We start from the raw sequence: 16,919 nt of genomic DNA on the forward strand, positions 1-16,919 counted from the left end.
GAGAGAAATGCGCACCGACTACACCCAGATCTTCCAGGACAGCGCCGCCGTCGAGAAATACGAGCACATCGTGTACGCGCCGGACAGCTACTGGTCGGCGATCAATCGACGGCAGCGGGCGTACCTGCGGGGGCTGGCGAAGCGGGCGTTCCCCTATCGGCGGCCGGTGCAGCACGACTTCGCGTGCGGTACCGGCCGGGCGATCCGGATCCTGCACGGACTGGTCCGGGGCGCGCACGGCTACGACACCAGCGCGGCCATGCTGGCCAAGGCGTCCGAGGTCGGCGCGTACGCGATGATGCACCAGATCGGCGAGTCGGGCCCGATCCCGCAGCCGGTGGCCACCGAGTCCCCGGCGATCGTGACGGTCTTCCGGCTGCTGCTCAATGTGGACGAGGCGGTCCGGGAGCGGGCGATCGCGTTCGCCGCCCAGGCCCTGCCGCACTACGACGCCGGGCTGCTGGTCGTGGAGAACCACGGCAACGCGCAGTCGCTGCGGCACCTGCGCCACCGTACGCACGGCGACAAGCCCTGGTTCGCCGAACTGTCCCATGAGGACGTCGCCGCCCTGCTGGACCGGCACGGCTTCACGATCGTGGAGCAGCGCGGCTTCGCCCTGTTCACGCAGGGCTGGTACGGCCGCCGGTGGCTGCGCCCGATCGCCGGATTCGTCGACGACTTCGCCACCAAGCTCGGGCTGGCCGGCCGCTTCTCGGTGAACGTGCTGTACGTCGCCCGGCGTACCCGGCCGACCCTGGGCGACCTGGCCAGCGGGGATCTGATCGCCGCGCCCGACGCGTACGCGCCCCGGGACGCCGCCCCGGAGCTGCCGTTCCCCGACCACCAGGAAGTGCCGGAGGAGGCGCCGGTGGTGGACCCGGACCGGCCGCGGACCGACCCCGACGCGGAGAGCTGGTGATCCGCCGCGCCATCGCGGTGCTGGGGGCGGCGGCGCTGGTACTCGCGGGGTGTTCGCAGCCCGCGAGCCGCGTGGCGCCCGCCCCCGGCGTCTCCCCCTCGGCTTCGCCGTTCGCGGGCAGGCTGTCCGGCGGTGCCGTCGCCGCCCCGGCGAAGGGGATCATGCTGGGCGCCTGGGTGAAGCCGGCCGCGCTGACCCAGACCGGCCGCGTGGCCGCCGTACGCCAGTACGAGAAGGCGATCGGCCGGCCGCTGGAGATCGTCAACACCTACCGCCGGCTGGACGAGGCGATCGACACGACCTCCGACCGGCAGTTCGCCCGCAAGGCGGTGCTGATGCTCAGCTGGGCCACCGGCGACACCCGCTCGATCACGCTCGGCCACAGCGACCCGGTCCTGCGCGAGCGGGCCCAGGAGATCAAGGCGATCGGCCGGCCCGTGCTGCTGCGGGTGCGCTGGGAGATGGACCGGCCCGGGCTCGCCGCCACCATCTGGAGCGCCGAGGACTACATCGCGGCGTACCGGCACATCCGCACACTCTTCGCCGGGCTCGGGGTCACCAACGTGGCCTGGGTGTGGTGCCCGACCGCCGAGGGCTTCGCGGCCGGCCGCGCCGCCGCGTACTACCCCGGCGACGACGTGGTCGACTGGGTTTGCGTGGACGCGTACGCCGGTTCCCAGTACGCCACCCTGCCCGCGCTGCTGCAGCCGTTCCTGGCCTGGGCGGCGGCCCGGCCGAAGCCGATCGTGCTCGGCGAGTTCGGCATCTCCCGGGCCTGGGGTACGCGCCGCCGTGTGGACTGGTTCACCGAGGCCGGCACGTTCGTGCACGCGTACGCGCAGATCAAGGCGGTCAGCTACTTCGAGTCCGACCCGGACGGCAACGGGGAGAACCAGCAGTTCCGGGTGGCCGACGACCCCGAGGTGCTGGCGGCCTTCCGAGCCGCCTTCACCCGACCCTGACCCGTTCCGCCCGCCGCTCGGGGGCGGGGCGTGCCCGTGGCCCCTTGATCCCGTTTGGATCAGGGAAATCACCCGAATCTTGGGCCAAGATTACGTGGATATCCCTGATCCAAACGGGATCATCGCGCACTGCTGCAGCCGGACAGGCGGCCGCGACAGCTCAGATGCCGTGGCCGTGTTTGTGGAGGGCGCCGAGCACCCGTTCCACCTTCACCGCCCCGGTGAGCGCCGCCAGCGCGATCGCCGCCCGCGGCTCCCGCCAGTTCGCACGTACGCTCGCCCGGGTCCACTTCCACGCCTCGGACTTGTTCCCGGCGGCAGCGCTCCAGCAGGCCAGCTGCCCGTAGACCCGGGCGGCGCCGGGCGCGCAGCCGGAGATCTCGGGGTGCCGGGTCATCATCCAGCGCAGCGACGAGATCTTCGTGGCGTACTCGTACGCGTAGTGCGACGTCCGTCCCCACAGGACGCGTACCAGGGGCTCGTCGACGTGCAGCACCGGATGCCGGCGGGCCGCCCGCAGCAGCAGGTCCCAGTCCTCGTTCTGGCTGCCCGGCGCGTCCTCGGCGACCAGGCCCAGCCCGTCGGGGCCGGCCAGCGCCCGGCGGCGCAGCAGGAAACCGGACGAGTGCAGCATCGCCATCCGCGACCGGGCCAGGTCTTCGACGGTCACGAGATCCTGGCCGGCCAGCCGGATCGTGCGGCGGTCGGCGTACTGGACCTCGATCGCGCAGGTGACCATCTCGGCATCCGGATGGTGGCGGAGCGCGGCGACCTGCGTACGCAGCTTGTTCGGCACCCACACGTCGTCGTCGTCGCAGAACGCCACCAGGTCGGTGTCGAGCGCCTCGATGCCCGTGTTGCGCGCACCCGCCAGACCCGGCGTACGCGCGTTCGTGATCACCTTCACCGGATGCTCGCCGTCTGACGCGAGTGATTCGTCGGGCTCGGCGCGGTCGTAGACGACGAGGACGCGCAGCGGGCCCTCGTAGTCCTGTTCGAGAATGCCCTCGACGGCTTTGCGCAGCAGCCCGGGACGGTTGTGCGTGGGGACGACGACCCCGACCGACGGCCAGCTCACGCCGCCACCTCCTCGGACTCGGCGACCGGATCGGCGACCGGGCCGGCGGGCGGGGCGGGGGGCGAGGCGGCCGGTGGGACGGCGGGCGGCGCCGCGAGCGGATAGCCGTACGCGCGCAGCATCGGGGCGCACACCGCACTGACGACGGCCCGCTGCCGGGGCGCCAGCCGTGTACGCCATTCCTCGTCCCGGCGCAGCGCGACCCGGCCGGAGGTGAACCGCATCGGGTTGCCGGCCGCGCTGTGCGAGACGCCGAGCGTGACGTGGTCGTGGCCGAGCCAGCTCAAGTCCACTGCGGACGGATCCAGCCCGGCGAACGCGACCAGACGCCGGACACTGGCCACCGGATCGTCGAGGAACTCCTCGTACCGCAGCCGGCGCACGGCCACCCCGCGCCGCTGGAGCAGTCCGAACGCCGCGTTGTGCGCCGTCCACAGCAGCGCCGAGCGGGCCGGCGAGTAGCGGGTCATCTCGGCGTCCGCCGCTTCCGGCCGGCGTACGCGCTTCGTCCACGAGTACGCCACCCCGCGCGCGTCCCGGACCATGTGCACGACGCGCAGGTCGATGCTGCTGCGCGCGTACCGCAGCACGTGGGCGAGGGCGGAGTGCTTCGAGGAGTCCACGACGACCGACGCGCCCGACACGTTGGCGGCGGCGGCGTACACGCGGCCGTAGTACTCCGCGTACTCCTGGACGAGGTCGGCGTACCCCGCTGGTACGCGGGTCGCGAGGCGCGGGATGTGCCGTGTGCGCTCGACGAGCGCGCGCAGGGCGAGCACGCGGTGGACGTCGACCCGGTGCCAGCCGCCGAAGGCCGCGATGCCGACGCGTTCCCAGAAGTCGCAGCCGGAGAACGGTACGCCGCAGCCGCATTTCTCGTCGTCGCGCAGGTCGCGCTGCCAGAGGTGGACGACCTCGCCGAGCGCGCAGACCCCGGGAACCTCCCCCAGTACGCGTTCCACCAGCGTGGTTCCGCTGCGGCCCAGTCCACCCAGGAAGATCACCCGTGTCATCGCCGGACCCCCGTGTTCCCGATGTTGCCCGTGTCACGGGGTTTAACGACAATCCATGACCCTTGACCCGGTATTGTCCGGATTCGTGGCATATGAGCGTGTGACACTGGCGGGCCGGGAATTCGACGCGATCACGGAGGAAGAGGTCGCGGGCTTCGTCGCCGAGGCGCTCGCCCGCGGCGAGGGCGGCCGGATCGTGACGCCCAACGTCGACATCCTGCGGCTGGCCGACGGGGACGGGCCGCTCGCGACCGAGGTGGGCGGCTTCCTCGACGACGCCACGCTGGTCGTCGCGGACGGCATGCCGCTCGTCTGGGCCAGCAGGCTGCAGGGCAGCCCGCTGCCCGAGCGGGTGGCCGGTTCCGGCCTCATCTGGACGATCTCCCAGGCCGTCGGCGAGGTCGGCGGCTCGGTCTACCTGCTCGGCGGAACCCCGGAACCGGAGCGCGAGGAGGACGACTGGCTGCTCATGGCCGAGGTCGTCGGAGTCAAGGGCGAGACGGCCGGCAACGGGGCCCAGCGCGCCGCGGCCGAACTCGCCGCCGCCTGCCCGGGGTTGGTCGTCGCGGGCTGCTCGGCGCCGCCGTTCGGCTTCGACGACGACCCCGACGCGTACGCCGCGGTGCTGCACGAGGTGGTCGCGACGGAGCCGGACGTGTGCTTCGTCGGCCTGGGCTTCCCCCGGCAGGAGCGGGTGATCTCGGATCTGCGCGGCGAGTTGCCAGGTACGTGGTTCCTGGGCTGTGGCGCGGCGATCAATTTCGTGGCCGGCGAGCAGCAGCGGGCGCCGGTGTGGATGCAGCGCAGCGGCCTGGAGTGGGCGCACCGGCTGGCGCAGGAGCCGCGCCGGCTGGCCTCGCGTTACCTGCGCCACGACGCGCCCTACGCGGTACGCCTGCTCGCCGGGGCGGCCGCGAACCGCCGCCGGGCCGACGGCCCGGAGGACTGAGGGCCGGGCCCTGACCCGCCCACCGGCCGCGCGTCCGGTACTCCGCGTCCCTGCACCGGGCGGGCTCCACGACCGGGCGTCCCGGGCGGGTCAGGGTGCTTACCCCGGGCCTGGCACGACCCAGCGAAACCAACATGAAGCGTTACGTACACACATTGACGCCAGACATCCGGGGTGCTGTCAAGTCTCCAATAGGATGTGGGCCTTCCGACCGTGCCCATCGGCCGCTACAGTAGCCGTGTACCGTGTGGGAACGTGAGCGATTTCGTTTAACAGCGATTCACCGCCGGACCGGAAGCCACCGCCGGCTCGCTGGGACGGCGTCGTCGCCCGCACCCCTCTTCCCCCTACGCGGAGGGCTTGATGCTCGCACCACAACGGCAGGCCGCGATCCTCGACCGGGTCCGCGCCAGCGGTGGCGTGCGCGTCGCCGACCTGGTCAGCGAATTCGGCGTCTCCGACATGACGATCCGCCGCGACCTGGAGATGCTGGCCGACCGAGGCCTGGTGCTCAAGGTGCACGGCGGCGCCACGGCCCTGCATCCCGGCGCGACCGACGAGCCGGGGTTCGCCGCCAAGACCGATCTGCACACCGCAGAGAAGGCCGCGATCGCACAGAAGGCCGCCGAGCTGGTCCGCCCCGGCACCGCCATCGCGCTGTCGGCCGGCACGACCACCGCCCGCCTGGCGCACCGCCTCGTCGACGTGCCCGGCCTGACCGTGGTCACCAACTCGATCCCGGTGGCGGACGTCTTCTACCGCAACGGCCGCACCGACCAGACGGTCGTGCTGACCGGCGGCGTGCGTACTCCGTCGGACGCGCTCGTCGGGCCGATCGCGGTCGACGCCATCCGCTCGCTGCACCTGGACATGCTCTTCCTGGGCGTGCACGGGATGAGCGAGCGGGCCGGCTTCACCACGCCCAACCTCATGGAGGCCGACACCGACCGGGCGCTCGTCGAGGCGTCCGAGCGGCTCGTGGTGATCGCCGACTCCTCGAAGTGGGGAACGATCGGCATCTCTTCCATCGCGTCACTCCAGGACGCCGACGTCCTGGTCACCGACGGTGGCCTGAGCGCGGCCGCGCGCGAGGCACTCGGCGACGTGGTGGGCGACCTCGTGATTGCACAGTAGTGGGAGACATGGTCAAGCGCAGTTCGATCAACCTCGCGGACGGTCGCGAGCTCATCTATTTCGATGAATCCGACGACCAGGTGCGCGCCACCGTTGATCAGCGGCATCTGCCGCCCCGGCCCGCCCCCTCGCAGCTGCGGCTGGACCCGCTCACCCAGGAGTGGATCGCCGTCGCCGACAACCGGCAGGGCCGGCCCAACCTGCCCCCCACGAGCGAGTGCCCGCTCTGCCCGTCCACGCCCGGCCACTTCACCGAGATCCCCGCGGACGGCTACGACGTCGTGGTCTTCGAGAACCGCTTCCCCTCCTTCTCGTACGCGACCGACAACGCCGCCTTCGGCGAGGTGGACGGATATCCGCGTACGCGGCCGGGAGTCGGGCGCTGCGAGGTCGTGTGCTTCACCCCGGAGCACGACTCGTCGTTCGGGTCGCTCAGCGAGGCCCGGGTCGGCACGGTGCTCGACGCGCTGACCCACCGGACCGCCGAACTGTCCGACCTGCCCGGCGTCGAGCAGGTCTTCTGCTTCGAGAACCGGGGCGTGGAGATCGGCGTGACCCTGCACCACCCGCACGGCCAGGTGTACGCGTACCCGTACGTGACGCCGCGGACGAGCCTGTACCTGCGGGCCGCCCGGCAGCACCAGGAGACCACCGGCCGCAATCTGTACGCCGACGTGCTCGCCGCCGAGCGGGCCACCGGCGAACGGGTGATCGCCGAGAACGCGTACTGGACGGCTTTCGTGCCGGCCGCCGCCCGCTGGCCCTATGAGATCCACATCGCACCGCACCGCAAGGTGGCGGATCTCACCGAACTGTCCGATGTGGAACGGCAGGCGGCGGCGTCCCTCTGGCTCGGTGCCGTACGCGCCCTCGACGGCCTGTTCGGCCAGCCGATGCCCTACATCGCGGCCTGGCACCAGGCACCCGTCCGCACCGACCGTGAGCTGGGCTATCTGCACCTTCAGATCTTCAGCATCCGGCGGGCGCCGGCGAAGCTGAAGTATCTGGCCGGTTCGGAGTCGGCGATGGGCGCCTTCGTGAACGACATCGCGCCGGAGGCCGCCGCCTCGGCGTTGCGGGCGAGTTGGCAAGCCGTAACCCCGGAGGCTGTCGTACAGGCGGACTAATGTCGATGGCATGCGGGTAGCAGTCGCCGAGTCCATCGACCTCAACGTCCGGCAGTACGGCCCTACAGGGCAGCCCGGCGACGCTGGTCGCCATTTCCTCCTCGTCCACGGTCTGGCGTCGAACGCGCGGCTCTGGGACCAGGTCGCGGCATACCTGGTCGCGGCCGGGCACCACGCCTGGGCCGTCGATCTGCGCGGCCACGGCGAATCCGACCTGCCCGACGGTGACGTCGGCACCGCGACGGCCGCCGCCGACCTCGCCGTGGTCTGCGAGCGCCTCGGTCTCGACCAGGTGATCGCGGCCGGCCAGTCGTGGGGCGGCAACGTGGTGGTCCGGTTCGCCGCCGAGCATCCCCGGCTGGTCGCGGGGCTCGCCCTCGTCGACGGCGGCTGGATCGACCTCGCCGCGGACTTCCCGTCCTGGGAGGCGTGCGCGAAAGCCCTCCGACCACCGGAGATCGACGGGGCACCGGCCGGGCAGCTCGAAGGCTTCCTGCGGACGGCGCATCCCGACTGGTCCGACGAGGCCGTCGACGCGACCGCCTTCAACCTCCGCGTACGCGACGACGGCACGGTCGAGCGCCGGCTGCCCGTCGAGCGGCACATGGAGATCGTCCGGGACATGTGGGAGCACCCGGTCACCCGGTACTTCGGCCGGATCACCATGCCGGCGGTGCTGCTTCCGGCGTACTCGTCCGACGATCCGGGGCGGGCCGCCGGGAAACGCGATCACGTCGCGCGGGCCGCCGCGGCGATGGCGGACGCGCGGGTGCACGAGTACCCCGGCAGCGACCACGACCTGCACGCCCAACGGCCCAAGGACGTGGCCGACGACCTGTTGAGCCTGGTGGGGGACGCACGATGACCGAGCTGATCGCTCTGATGGGCTCCGGCGAGACGACGCCGACGATGATCAAGCCGCACCGGGGGATCTTCGAGCTGGTCGGCGCCGCGCCGGCCGTCCTGCTCGACACTCCGTACGGATTCCAGTCCAACGCCGACGACATCTCCGCCCGCGCGACCGGCTACTTCAAGGCGAGCGTGGGCCGGGACATCGGCGTGGCCTCGTGGCGCCGGGCCGACCTGCCGGCGGTCGAGGGCGAACGGGCCTTGGCCGCGCTCCGCTCCGCCGACTGGATCTTCTCCGGCCCCGGCTCCCCCACGTACGCCCTGCGCAACTGGCGGGACTCGGCGATCCCGGGAATCCTCGAACAGACCAAGGTCCTGGTGTTCGCCAGCGCGGCCGCGCTCACCCTGGGATCGCACGCCATTCCGGTCTACGAGATCTACAAGGCCGGCGAGGACCCCCGCTGGGATCGGGGACTCGACCTGTTCGGGCGGCTGACCGGCGTACCGGCGGTGATCATCCCGCACTTCGACAACGCCGAGGGCGGTCATCACGACACCCGCTACTGCTACCTCGGCGAGGGCCGGCTGACGCTGATGGAGAAGTGGCTGCCGGAGGAGTCGCTGATCGTGGGGGTGGACGAGCACACCGCCGCGCTGGTCGACCTGCGGTCCGGCACGGTGAAGGTCGTCGGCGTCGGCGGGCTGACCCTGCGCCGGGGCGGCCAGGTCGCGGTCCACCCGACCGGGAGCACGCTGGGGCTGGCGGAACTCGCCGGCTTCTCCGACTCCGCCGCGGCCACGGCACCACCGGCCTTCACCCCCGCCGACGAGGACGGCGCGGCCGGGGACGGGGCGACCTCGCTGCGGGACATCGTCGACGGCCTGGATGCGCGGTTCGCCGACGGGCTGGCGGCCAACGACGCGGCGACCTGCGTCGAGGTGGTCCTGGAGCTGGAGAGCGCCATCGAGGACTGGTCGGCCGACACGAACGTGAGCCCGGATCACGAGCACGCCCGCAGTGTCCTGCGAGGAATGGTCGTGCGGCTGGGTCAGTTGGCCACCGACGCGCACGAGGCCGTTCCCGCGCTCGTCACCGCCGTACGCGACGCCCGCGAACAGGCCCGGGCCGCCCGCGACTTCGCGATGGCGGACGCCTTGCGGGACGCGCTGACCGGCGCCGGATTCGCCGTCCAGGACACGAAGATCGCCTGATGCTCCCCTGTGGACGGCTCCGCTGCGGGCCGGAGACAGGGCCGGGGCGGGCCTTCCCGAAAGAAGGCCCGCCCCGAAAGGGACGGCAGGTGAGTTCACTTCGGATGAGGGCGTCTGGCATTCGCTCTCGCAACCCTCAACGACACACCGCCGAACGGGTGACGCCCGATCAGGCGTTCAGCTTGCGCGCCAGGTTGGCGTCGAGCGTGTTCATGAACTCCTCGCTGGACTGCCACGGCGCGTCCGCGCTGATCAGCAGGGCGAGGTCCTTGGTCATCGCGCCGCCCTCGACCGTGTCGATGATGACCTGCTCCAGCGTGTTCGCGAAGTCGGTCACCGCCGGGGTGTTGTCGAGCTTGCCGCGGTGGGCGAGGCCCCGGGTCCAGGCGAAGATCGACGCGATCGGGTTCGTGGAGGTCTTCTGACCCTTCTGCCACTGCCGGTAGTGCCGCGTGACCGTGCCGTGCGCGGCCTCGGCCTCGACCGTACGGCCGTCCGGGGTCATCAGCACCGAGGTCATCAGGCCGAGCGAGCCGAAGCCCTGCGCGACGATGTCGGACTGGACGTCACCGTCGTAGTTCTTGCAGGCCCAGACGTAGCCGCCCTCCCACTTGAGCGCCGCGGCGACCATGTCGTCGATGAGCCGGTGCTCGTAGGTCAGGCCCTTGGCGTCGAACTCGGCCTTGAACTCGGCCTCGAAGATCTCGGCGAAGATGTCCTTGAACCGGCCGTCGTACGCCTTGAGGATCGTGTTCTTGGTCGACAGGTAGACCGGGTAGTTGCGCAGCAGGCCGTAGCTGAACGACGCCCGCGCGAAGTCCCGGATCGAGTCGTCGTAGTTGTACATGCCCATCGCGACGCCGCCGCCGGGGAAGTCGGCGATGGTGAACTCCATCGGCTCGCTGCCGTCGGCCGGGGTGTACGTGACGGTCACCTTGCCGGGGCCGGGCACGACGAAGTCGGTCGCCTTGTACTGGTCGCCGTGCGCGTGACGGCCGACGACGATTGGCTTGGTCCAGCCGGGTACGAGCCGGGGGACGTTGCTCATGATGATCGGCTCGCGGAAGATGACGCCGCCGAGGATGTTGCGGATCGTGCCGTTGGGCGACCGCCACATCTTCTTCAGGCCGAACTCCTCGACCCGTGCCTCGTCCGGCGTGATCGTGGCGCACTTGACGCCGACGCCGTGCAGCTTGATGGCGTTCGCCGCGTCGATCGTGACCTGGTCGTCGGTCGCGTCACGGTGTTCGATGCCGAGGTCGTAGTAGTCCAGCTCGACGTCGAGGTAGGGCAGGATCAGCTGCTCGCGGATCTGCTTCCAGATGATCCGCGTCATCTCGTCGCCGTCGAGTTCGACGACCGGGTTGGTCACCTTGATCTTCGCCATGGCGCCGGGCGCTCCTCTCGGGAATTCGATTAACAGTACGAGCGTACTGCCGTCCCGAAGGGGCGCCCGACGCGGGTCGGCGAGCGGTGAAAGAAGGCACTCCCAAACAGGACGTCCCTGCTCAGACGCCCCAGGCGACCTCGCCGCGGCCGGCCTCGACCAGAGCCGCGTTCGCCTGCGAGAACGGCTTCGAGCCGAGGAAGCCGCGCGGGTTCATCGGGCTCGGATGCCCGGCCTCGATCACCACGTGCTGCGGATTGCGGACGAGGGCCGCCTTCTTCCGCGCGTAGCTGCCCCAGAGCAGGAACACGACGCGATACGGCGAGTCGTTGACCGCCTTGATCGCCGCATCGGTGAACTGCTCCCAGCCCTTGTCGGCGTGGCTGGTCGGGGTGCCGGAGCGAACGGTCAGCACGGCGTTGAGCATGAGCACGCCCTGGCTCGCCCAGCGGGTCAGGTCGCCGTCGCGGGGCGAGGACTGGCCGAGATCGTCGAAGATCTCCTTGTAGACGTTGCGCAGGCTGGGCGGGACGGACACGCCCGGCCGCACGCTGAAGCTCAGCCCGTGCGCCTGACCCGGCTTGTGATACGGATCCTGCCCCAGGATCAGTACGCGCGTGTGCGCGGGCGAGGTCAGCCGGAACGCCGTGAACAGGTCCTCCCGCGGGGGGAAGACGGTCTGCGACGCGTATTCCGCGTCGACGAAGGCGGACAGGCGGGCGGTCGCGTCGAGATCGAGGTGCGGCTTCATCACGTCGCACCACTCGGCGGGCAGCAGATCCAACAGGTCGAAGGCCATGCGGGAGAGCCTAGTCTCCGAATACGACACTGGCGGCTCGCGCAAGCGCTCCCCGGCGATACGACAGACAAAGGGGGCAGGCCGACGCCCGCCCCCTTCGAAGAGATGCGCGTCAGAGGCTGACGACGTCGGCCTGCTTGGCGCGGACGGCCTCGGCGGCCTCCTTCAGCCCGGCGAGCTCGGTGTCGGTCAGTTCGGTCGTGACCACCTTGCGTACGCCCTGCGCACCGATCTCGGCTTCGACACCGAGGTAGACGCCCTCGATGCCGTACTCGCCGTCGACCCAGGCGCAGACGGGCATCACGGCACCGCTGTCCTCCGCCACGGCCTTCGCCATCCGGGCGGCCGCCGCGGACGGGGCGTAGTACGCCGAACCGGTCTTCAGCAGGGCCACGACCTCGGCGCCGCCGTTGCGCGTACGCACGACCAGCTCTTCGATCTTCTCGGCCGACAGCAGGTCGGACAGCGGCTTGCCGTCGACCGTGCAGCGGGACGGGACGGGGACCATGGTGTCGCCGTGCGAGCCGAGGGTGAGCGTCTTGACCGAGCCCACCGGCACGTTCAGCGTCTCGGCGACGAAGTGCGAGAACCGGGCGGTGTCGAGCATGCCCGCCTGCCCGAGTACGCGGTTGCGCGGGAACTGCGAGGCGATCTGCGTGAGGGCGGTCATCTCGTCGAGCGGGTTGGAGACGACGATGATCACGGCGTTCGGCGCGTGCTTGGCGACCTGCTCGGCCACCCCGCGGACGATCTTGGCGTTGACCCCCAGCAGGTCCATCCGGCTCATGCCCGGCTTGCGCGGCAGGCCGGCGGTGATCACCACGATGTCCGAGTCGGCGATGGCCTCGTAGTTCTCACCGTTGACACCGGTGGTGACGCCGACGACCTTGGTCTCGAATCCCTCGATCGGGCGCGACTGGTTCAGGTCGAGGGCGAGGCCCTCCGGCTTGCCGTCCACGATGTCGGTGAGGACGACCGTCTCGAAGACGTCGTACTCGGCCAGACGCTGCGCGGTCGTGGAACCGTAGAAACCGGCGCCTACGACGGTGACCTTCTTGCCCATTGTTCAGACCTTCCCTGCGGGGAGTTGCCTCGCGCCGTGGCGAGGCGCCATCAGACGAACCGGCGTTGACCGGACGGGTTCACTTTCCGCACCATAGCCCCGACATCGACCCAACGACGGTCCGGGTCCCGGCGATGTTGCCCACAGATCACCACGGCCATCCGGTGGTGACACGACGCCGGGCCCCGCGTACGCCGGCGGCCCGGCCCTCACGGGGAGGACCGGGCCGCGGAAGCTCGCCCGTCGGGGAACGGGGCGGGGGTTTCGTCAGCTGCAGGTGGTCTTGATGCCCTTGGCGGCGAGGAACGGAGCCGGGTCGATCTGGCCCCACATGCCCTTCCACACCTCGAAGTGCAGGTGCGGGCCGGTCGAGTCGCCGGTCGAGCCCTCGTAGCCGAGGATCTGGCCGGCCGCGACCTTCTGGCCGGCGTGCACGACGGTCTTGTTCATGTGCGCGTAGTGCGTGAACAGGCCGTTGCCGTGGTCGACCAGAACCGAGATGCCGTAGCCGGAGTAGACCCAGCCGGCGGCGACGACGGTGCCGGCACTGGCGGCGTGCTCGGGGGTGTTCTCGGCGGCGGCGAAGTCGATGCCGGCGTGCAGTACGCCCCACCGCTGGCCGTAGCAGGAGGTGACCTGGGCGCCGGGGATCGGGATGGTCCAGCCGGTCGCCTTGGCCGCAGCCGCCTTCTTGGCGTCCGCGGCCTTCTTCGCGGCCGCTGCGTCGGCGGCCTTCTTGGCGGCGGCCGCGTCGGCCGCCGTCTTCGCGTCGGCCGAGGCCTGGGTGGAGGCGGCCTGGCGCTGCGAGCGGTCGGCCCGTGCTGCGGCGGCGTCACGCGCCTCTGCGGTCAGCGCGGCGGCCGAAGAATGGGCGGGGGAAGTGGGGTTGGGGTGAGCGAAGCTCGCGGCGGCGAGGCCGACACCGGTCACGCCCGCGAGCGCGGCGATCGCCACGACCTGGCGGCTCTTGCCGGTGAGGCGGCTGCGTACCTGGCCGGCAAGCTGCTGCCCCTTGTTCAGGATGGTCTTCGTGTTGCCTTCAGGCACGTACGCCTCCTCGGGTCCTCGTTGACACGAGGCGCAAGACTGCCTGGTCAAACCCCTAATGGCGAACCCGAGCCGACTCAGGGTGGTCGGCAAATCGCCCTAAATCCACAGAAATTAGGGTCGATAAAAATGGTGAGCTGAATCACATTGGGGACTATGGTGCTGGTCACAGCCATCTGGACATCAGCGCCGATCGACGGACAGACGTCGACGCCCACCGGGCATGAAAAACGCCCACACCGACAACGGTGTGGGCGGATCCCTCAAGTCGGGAAATCAGTAAACCGACTCCATCTCCAGCTTCAAGTCGACACCGTGCGCCTTGAGCCACGGCACCGGGTCGGTCGCCGCACCGTGGTCGTGAATTTCGAGGTGGAGATGCGGCCCGGTCGAGTGACCCGTGTTGCCCGTCCAGCCGATCTGCTGACCGGCCTTGACCTTGTCGCCGACCTTGACGTTGAGCTTCAGCGAGTGGCAGTACACCGAGACGACGCCGTCACCGTGATCGATCATGATCGTGTTGCCGCAGGCTCCGCGCCACGCGGCCACGATGACCGTGCCGTCGTGGATGGCGGCATAGGGGGTGCCCTCCGCGACGGCGAGGTCGACACCGTTGTGGACGGTGCCCCATCGGCCGCCGAAGCCGGAGGTGAACTCGTAGTCGTGCAGCGGGAGCACCCAGGCGTCCGGCGCGGCGGCGACCGAGCTGTTCAGGCCGCCGTTGCGGTCGCTACGGCTGGCGGCGTCGGCCGCGGTCGCGCGGTCGAGAGAGGCCTGCGAAGTGTTGTCGACGCCGTCGAGTGCATGGGCGTCGGCCTTGGCGTTCGGCATGGCGGCACCGGCGCCCAGCGCCACGATGCCGGCTCCGACGATGGCCGTCGCCACGACGCCGACATAACGGCTGCGCGGCGGCGAAGGGATCCGGCGGCGACCTCGGTACTTATCGCGCTCGCGTAGCGGCTCTGGCCGGTACTGCAACGCCAACAACCTCCGTCACTCTGACACCGGTGCGGACCCTGACCCGGCCACGCGCGTTTTCTCGCGCTCGCGGTCAGTGCTTGGTCCGGACGACGTTCTCCGGTATCCGATCATCCAGCGGTGAAGCTCGATGATCCTGACTTGTTTCCCCGGTGTACTGCGGGACAACGTAGCGAACCCCTAGGGGTTCACACAAGTTCCGCAACGTGATCAACATACGGACAGTGCGACTGTGCGGCAGGAAGTGTCCGATTGCGTCACTATAAGGCACGATTCTTGGCCACTACTCTCCGCAACACGGAAGAAACACAGCGGTGTGAGAAGCCTCCGCTTTCCCGGTCGCGGCGCAGCGGGTTACCGTTCGTTAAGGCGCCGTCCGGGGTCGGGCCGCCGTAGCCGAAAAGGTGGGAAGCATGTCCGAACCGATCAGGGTCGTCGTCGCCAAACCGGGCCTCGACGGGCACGACCGCGGCGCGAAGGTGGTCGCCCGCGCGCTGCGCGACGCCGGCATGGAGGTCATCTACACCGGCCTGCACCAGACGCCGGAGCAGATCGTACAGACGGCGATTCAGGAGGACGCCGACGTGGTGGGCCTGTCCGTCCTGTCGGGCGCGCACATGACCCTGTTCCGCAAGGTGGTGGAGCTGCTCAAGGAGCGGGACGCCACCGACATCACGGTCTTCGGCGGCGGCATCATCCCGGACGCCGACATCCCCGAGTTGGAGGCGATCGGCGTCGCCAAGATCTTCACGCCGGGCGCGACGACGCAGTCCATCGTCGACTGGGTACGCGCGAACGTCCCGCAGAAGGCCGCCGGCTGACCCGGCGCACACGAAAGGCCGGCCACCACGGCCGGCCTTTTATATATGCGGTGCAAAGAGAGAGGAGCCGGACGCACCCCTCACACGTCCGGCTCCTCATATGCACGACGCCCCGCCGCCACCCCTCGACCGACAGGGCATCGGCCGTTTTCCCTTGTCAGAGCTACCCCTCAGCGCTCTGACATCCACTTCAACGAGGCCTCTGCCGGGGGGTTACGCGGTCCAGAAAAAATCTTGGCGAGAACTTTCCGGGCTTCCCGGCGCCCCGGCGCGGGCGCCATTGTGGGATCGTGCACAAATGGGTACCCGAACGGCCGTTCGGGGGACCCGCGACCGTTAGGCTGCGGCAGTGAAGGCCCGTTCTAGGTGACGGGCTCCCCAGACTGACGGAACGGGACGCTTAACGTGGACCTGTACGAGTACCAGGGGCGCGACGTCTTCGAGAAGCACGGCCTGCCCGTGCTCGGCGGCGGCGTGGCGGCGACCCCCGAAGAGGCCCGAGCGATCGCCGAGCGGCTCGGCACGAGTGTTGTCGTGAAGGCGCAGGTGAAGGTCGGCGGCCGCGGCAAGGCGGGTGGTGTGAAGCTCGCCGCCACTCCCGCCGAGGCGTACGACCGCGCGACCGACATCCTCGGCATGGACATCAAGGGCCACACGGTCCACAACGTGATGCTCGCCGAGACCGCCGACATCGCGGAGGAGTACTACTTCTCCTACCTGCTGGACCGGGCCAACCGGACCTTCCTGTGCATCGCCAGCGTCGCCGGCGGCATGGAGATCGAGCAGGTGGCGCACGAGGCACCGGAGAAGGTCGTCAAGCGGCCCATCGACGCGACCGTCGGTGTCACGCCGGAGATCGCCCGTGAGATCGTCGCCCAGGCCCAGTTCCCGGCCGAGATCGCCGACCAGGTCGAGCAGATCGCCGTGGACCTGTGGAAGACCTTCGTCGCCGAGGACGCGACCCTGGTCGAGGTCAACCCGCTGGCCAAGACCACCGGCGGCAAGGTGCTCTGCCTGGACGCGAAGGTGACGCTGGACGAGAACGCCGGCTTCCGCCACCCCGACCACGAGGCGCTCGAGGACAAGTCGGCCGTCGACCCGCTGGAGCAGGCGGCCAAGGCCAAGGACCTCAACTACGTCAAGCTCGACGGCGAGGTCGGCATCATCGGCAACGGCGCGGGCCTGGTCATGTCCACTCTGGACGTGGTGGCGTACGCGGGTGCGGACAAGAACGTCAAGCCGGCCAACTTCCTCGACATCGGCGGCGGCGCGAGCGCCGAGGTCATGGCGAACGGCCTGGAGATCGTGCTGTCCGACCCGGCCGTGCGCAGCGTCTTCGTCAACGTCTTCGGCGGCATCACCGCCTGCGACGCGGTCGCCAACGGCATCATCTCCGCCCTGGAGCTGCTCAAGCAGCGCGGCGAGGCGGTCACCAAGCCGCTCGTCGTACGCCTGGACGGCAACAACGCCGAAGAGGGACGCCGCATCCTCGACGAGGCCAACCACCCGCTGATCCAGCGGGTCGACACCATGGACGGCGCCGCCCAGCGCGCCGCCGATCTCGCCGCTGTGGGGGCATGA

General features: G+C 70.2%; 16 protein-coding genes. 9 read left to right on the forward strand and 7 right to left on the reverse strand.

Annotated elements, in window-relative coordinates:
- Positions 1 to 7: 7 nt before the first annotated feature.
- Both G401_RS43690 and G401_RS43695 read left to right on the forward strand, forming a co-directional pair.
- Positions 8 to 919 (forward strand): class I SAM-dependent methyltransferase, encoded by a 912-nt coding sequence (locus G401_RS43690; RefSeq protein ID WP_211240687.1) that lies wholly within the window; start codon positions 8 to 10, stop codon positions 917 to 919.
- The gene (locus G401_RS43695) at positions 916 to 1,881 is read left to right on the forward strand and encodes a glycosyl hydrolase (protein ID WP_157545366.1); all 966 of its coding nucleotides are present in this window, start codon (positions 916 to 918) and stop codon (positions 1,879 to 1,881) included. The genes G401_RS43690 and G401_RS43695 overlap by 4 nt, the downstream gene beginning before the upstream one ends.
- 160 nt (positions 1,882 to 2,041) lie before the next feature.
- Here G401_RS43695 and G401_RS0105465 read toward each other — a convergent pair whose 3' ends face one another.
- Together G401_RS0105465 and G401_RS43700 are read right to left on the reverse strand one after the other, a co-directional pair.
- Entirely contained in the window at positions 2,042 to 2,959 is a 918-nt protein-coding gene (locus G401_RS0105465) for a glycosyltransferase family 2 protein (RefSeq protein ID WP_027341700.1), read from the reverse strand.
- Entirely contained in the window at positions 2,956 to 3,972 is a 1,017-nt protein-coding gene (locus G401_RS43700) for a sulfotransferase domain-containing protein (protein WP_084556849.1), read from the reverse strand. The genes G401_RS0105465 and G401_RS43700 overlap by 4 nt, the downstream gene beginning before the upstream one ends.
- Before the next feature lie 85 nt (positions 3,973 to 4,057).
- Here G401_RS43700 and G401_RS0105475 point away from each other — a divergent pair, with 85 nt between their 5' ends.
- From G401_RS0105475 to G401_RS0105495, 5 genes are all read left to right on the forward strand, one after another.
- Positions 4,058 to 4,921 carry a WecB/TagA/CpsF family glycosyltransferase gene (locus G401_RS0105475; RefSeq protein WP_245601625.1) on the forward strand — a complete coding sequence of 288 codons (864 nt, stop codon included), beginning with the start codon at positions 4,058 to 4,060 and terminating at the stop codon, positions 4,919 to 4,921.
- 363 nt (positions 4,922 to 5,284) lie between these two features.
- Positions 5,285 to 6,055 carry a DeoR/GlpR family DNA-binding transcription regulator gene (locus G401_RS0105480; RefSeq protein ID WP_027341702.1) on the forward strand — a complete coding sequence of 257 codons (771 nt, stop codon included), beginning with the start codon at positions 5,285 to 5,287 and terminating at the stop codon, positions 6,053 to 6,055.
- An 8-nt stretch (positions 6,056 to 6,063) separates the two neighbouring features.
- On the forward strand, positions 6,064 to 7,182 hold the full coding sequence (gene galT, locus G401_RS43705; RefSeq protein WP_051366197.1) for a galactose-1-phosphate uridylyltransferase: 1,119 nt from the start codon (positions 6,064 to 6,066) through the stop codon (positions 7,180 to 7,182).
- Positions 7,183 to 7,192: 10 nt separating this feature from the next.
- Complete coding sequence (locus G401_RS0105490; protein WP_027341703.1) at positions 7,193 to 8,047, forward strand: alpha/beta fold hydrolase; 855 nt, start codon at positions 7,193 to 7,195, stop codon at positions 8,045 to 8,047.
- Positions 8,044 to 9,243: a hypothetical protein gene (locus G401_RS0105495; protein WP_027341704.1), complete on the forward strand. Its 1,200-nt coding sequence runs from the start codon at positions 8,044 to 8,046 to the stop codon at positions 9,241 to 9,243. Before G401_RS0105490 ends, G401_RS0105495 begins: the two co-directional genes overlap by 4 nt.
- A 169-nt stretch (positions 9,244 to 9,412) precedes the next feature.
- On the opposite strand, the gene G401_RS0105500 is transcribed toward G401_RS0105495, so the two are convergent.
- The 5 genes from G401_RS0105500 to G401_RS0105520 all read right to left on the reverse strand — a co-directional run bounded on the left by G401_RS0105500 (position 9,413) and on the right by G401_RS0105520 (position 14,424).
- Entirely contained in the window at positions 9,413 to 10,630 is a 1,218-nt protein-coding gene (locus tag G401_RS0105500) for an NADP-dependent isocitrate dehydrogenase (protein ID WP_027341705.1), read from the reverse strand.
- A 121-nt stretch (positions 10,631 to 10,751) separates the two neighbouring features.
- Positions 10,752 to 11,429, reverse strand: coding sequence for a uracil-DNA glycosylase (locus G401_RS0105505; RefSeq protein WP_027341706.1), 678 nt, complete (start codon positions 11,427 to 11,429; stop codon positions 10,752 to 10,754).
- Positions 11,430 to 11,541: 112 nt separating this feature from the next.
- Complete coding sequence (gene mdh, locus G401_RS0105510) at positions 11,542 to 12,492, reverse strand: malate dehydrogenase (protein WP_027341707.1); 951 nt, start codon at positions 12,490 to 12,492, stop codon at positions 11,542 to 11,544.
- Between the two features lie 267 nt (positions 12,493 to 12,759).
- Positions 12,760 to 13,539, reverse strand: a complete 780-nt coding sequence (locus G401_RS0105515) for a M23 family metallopeptidase (protein ID WP_245601626.1) — start codon at positions 13,537 to 13,539, stop codon at positions 12,760 to 12,762.
- Between the two features lie 276 nt (positions 13,540 to 13,815).
- Positions 13,816 to 14,424, reverse strand: coding sequence for a M23 family metallopeptidase (locus tag G401_RS0105520; protein ID WP_245601627.1), 609 nt, complete (start codon positions 14,422 to 14,424; stop codon positions 13,816 to 13,818).
- 506 nt (positions 14,425 to 14,930) lie between these two features.
- Between G401_RS0105520 and G401_RS0105525 the strand changes: the two genes are divergently transcribed.
- Together G401_RS0105525 and sucC are read left to right on the forward strand one after the other, a co-directional pair.
- On the forward strand, positions 14,931 to 15,338 hold the full coding sequence (locus G401_RS0105525; protein WP_027341710.1) for a cobalamin B12-binding domain-containing protein: 408 nt from the start codon (positions 14,931 to 14,933) through the stop codon (positions 15,336 to 15,338).
- Positions 15,339 to 15,743: 405 nt separating this feature from the next.
- Positions 15,744 to 16,919, forward strand: coding sequence for an ADP-forming succinate--CoA ligase subunit beta (sucC, locus tag G401_RS0105530; protein ID WP_027341711.1), 1,176 nt, complete (start codon positions 15,744 to 15,746; stop codon positions 16,917 to 16,919).

The sequence above is a fragment of the Hamadaea tsunoensis DSM 44101 genome, assembly GCF_000428945.1.
Classification (GTDB): domain Bacteria; phylum Actinomycetota; class Actinomycetes; order Mycobacteriales; family Micromonosporaceae; genus Hamadaea; species Hamadaea tsunoensis.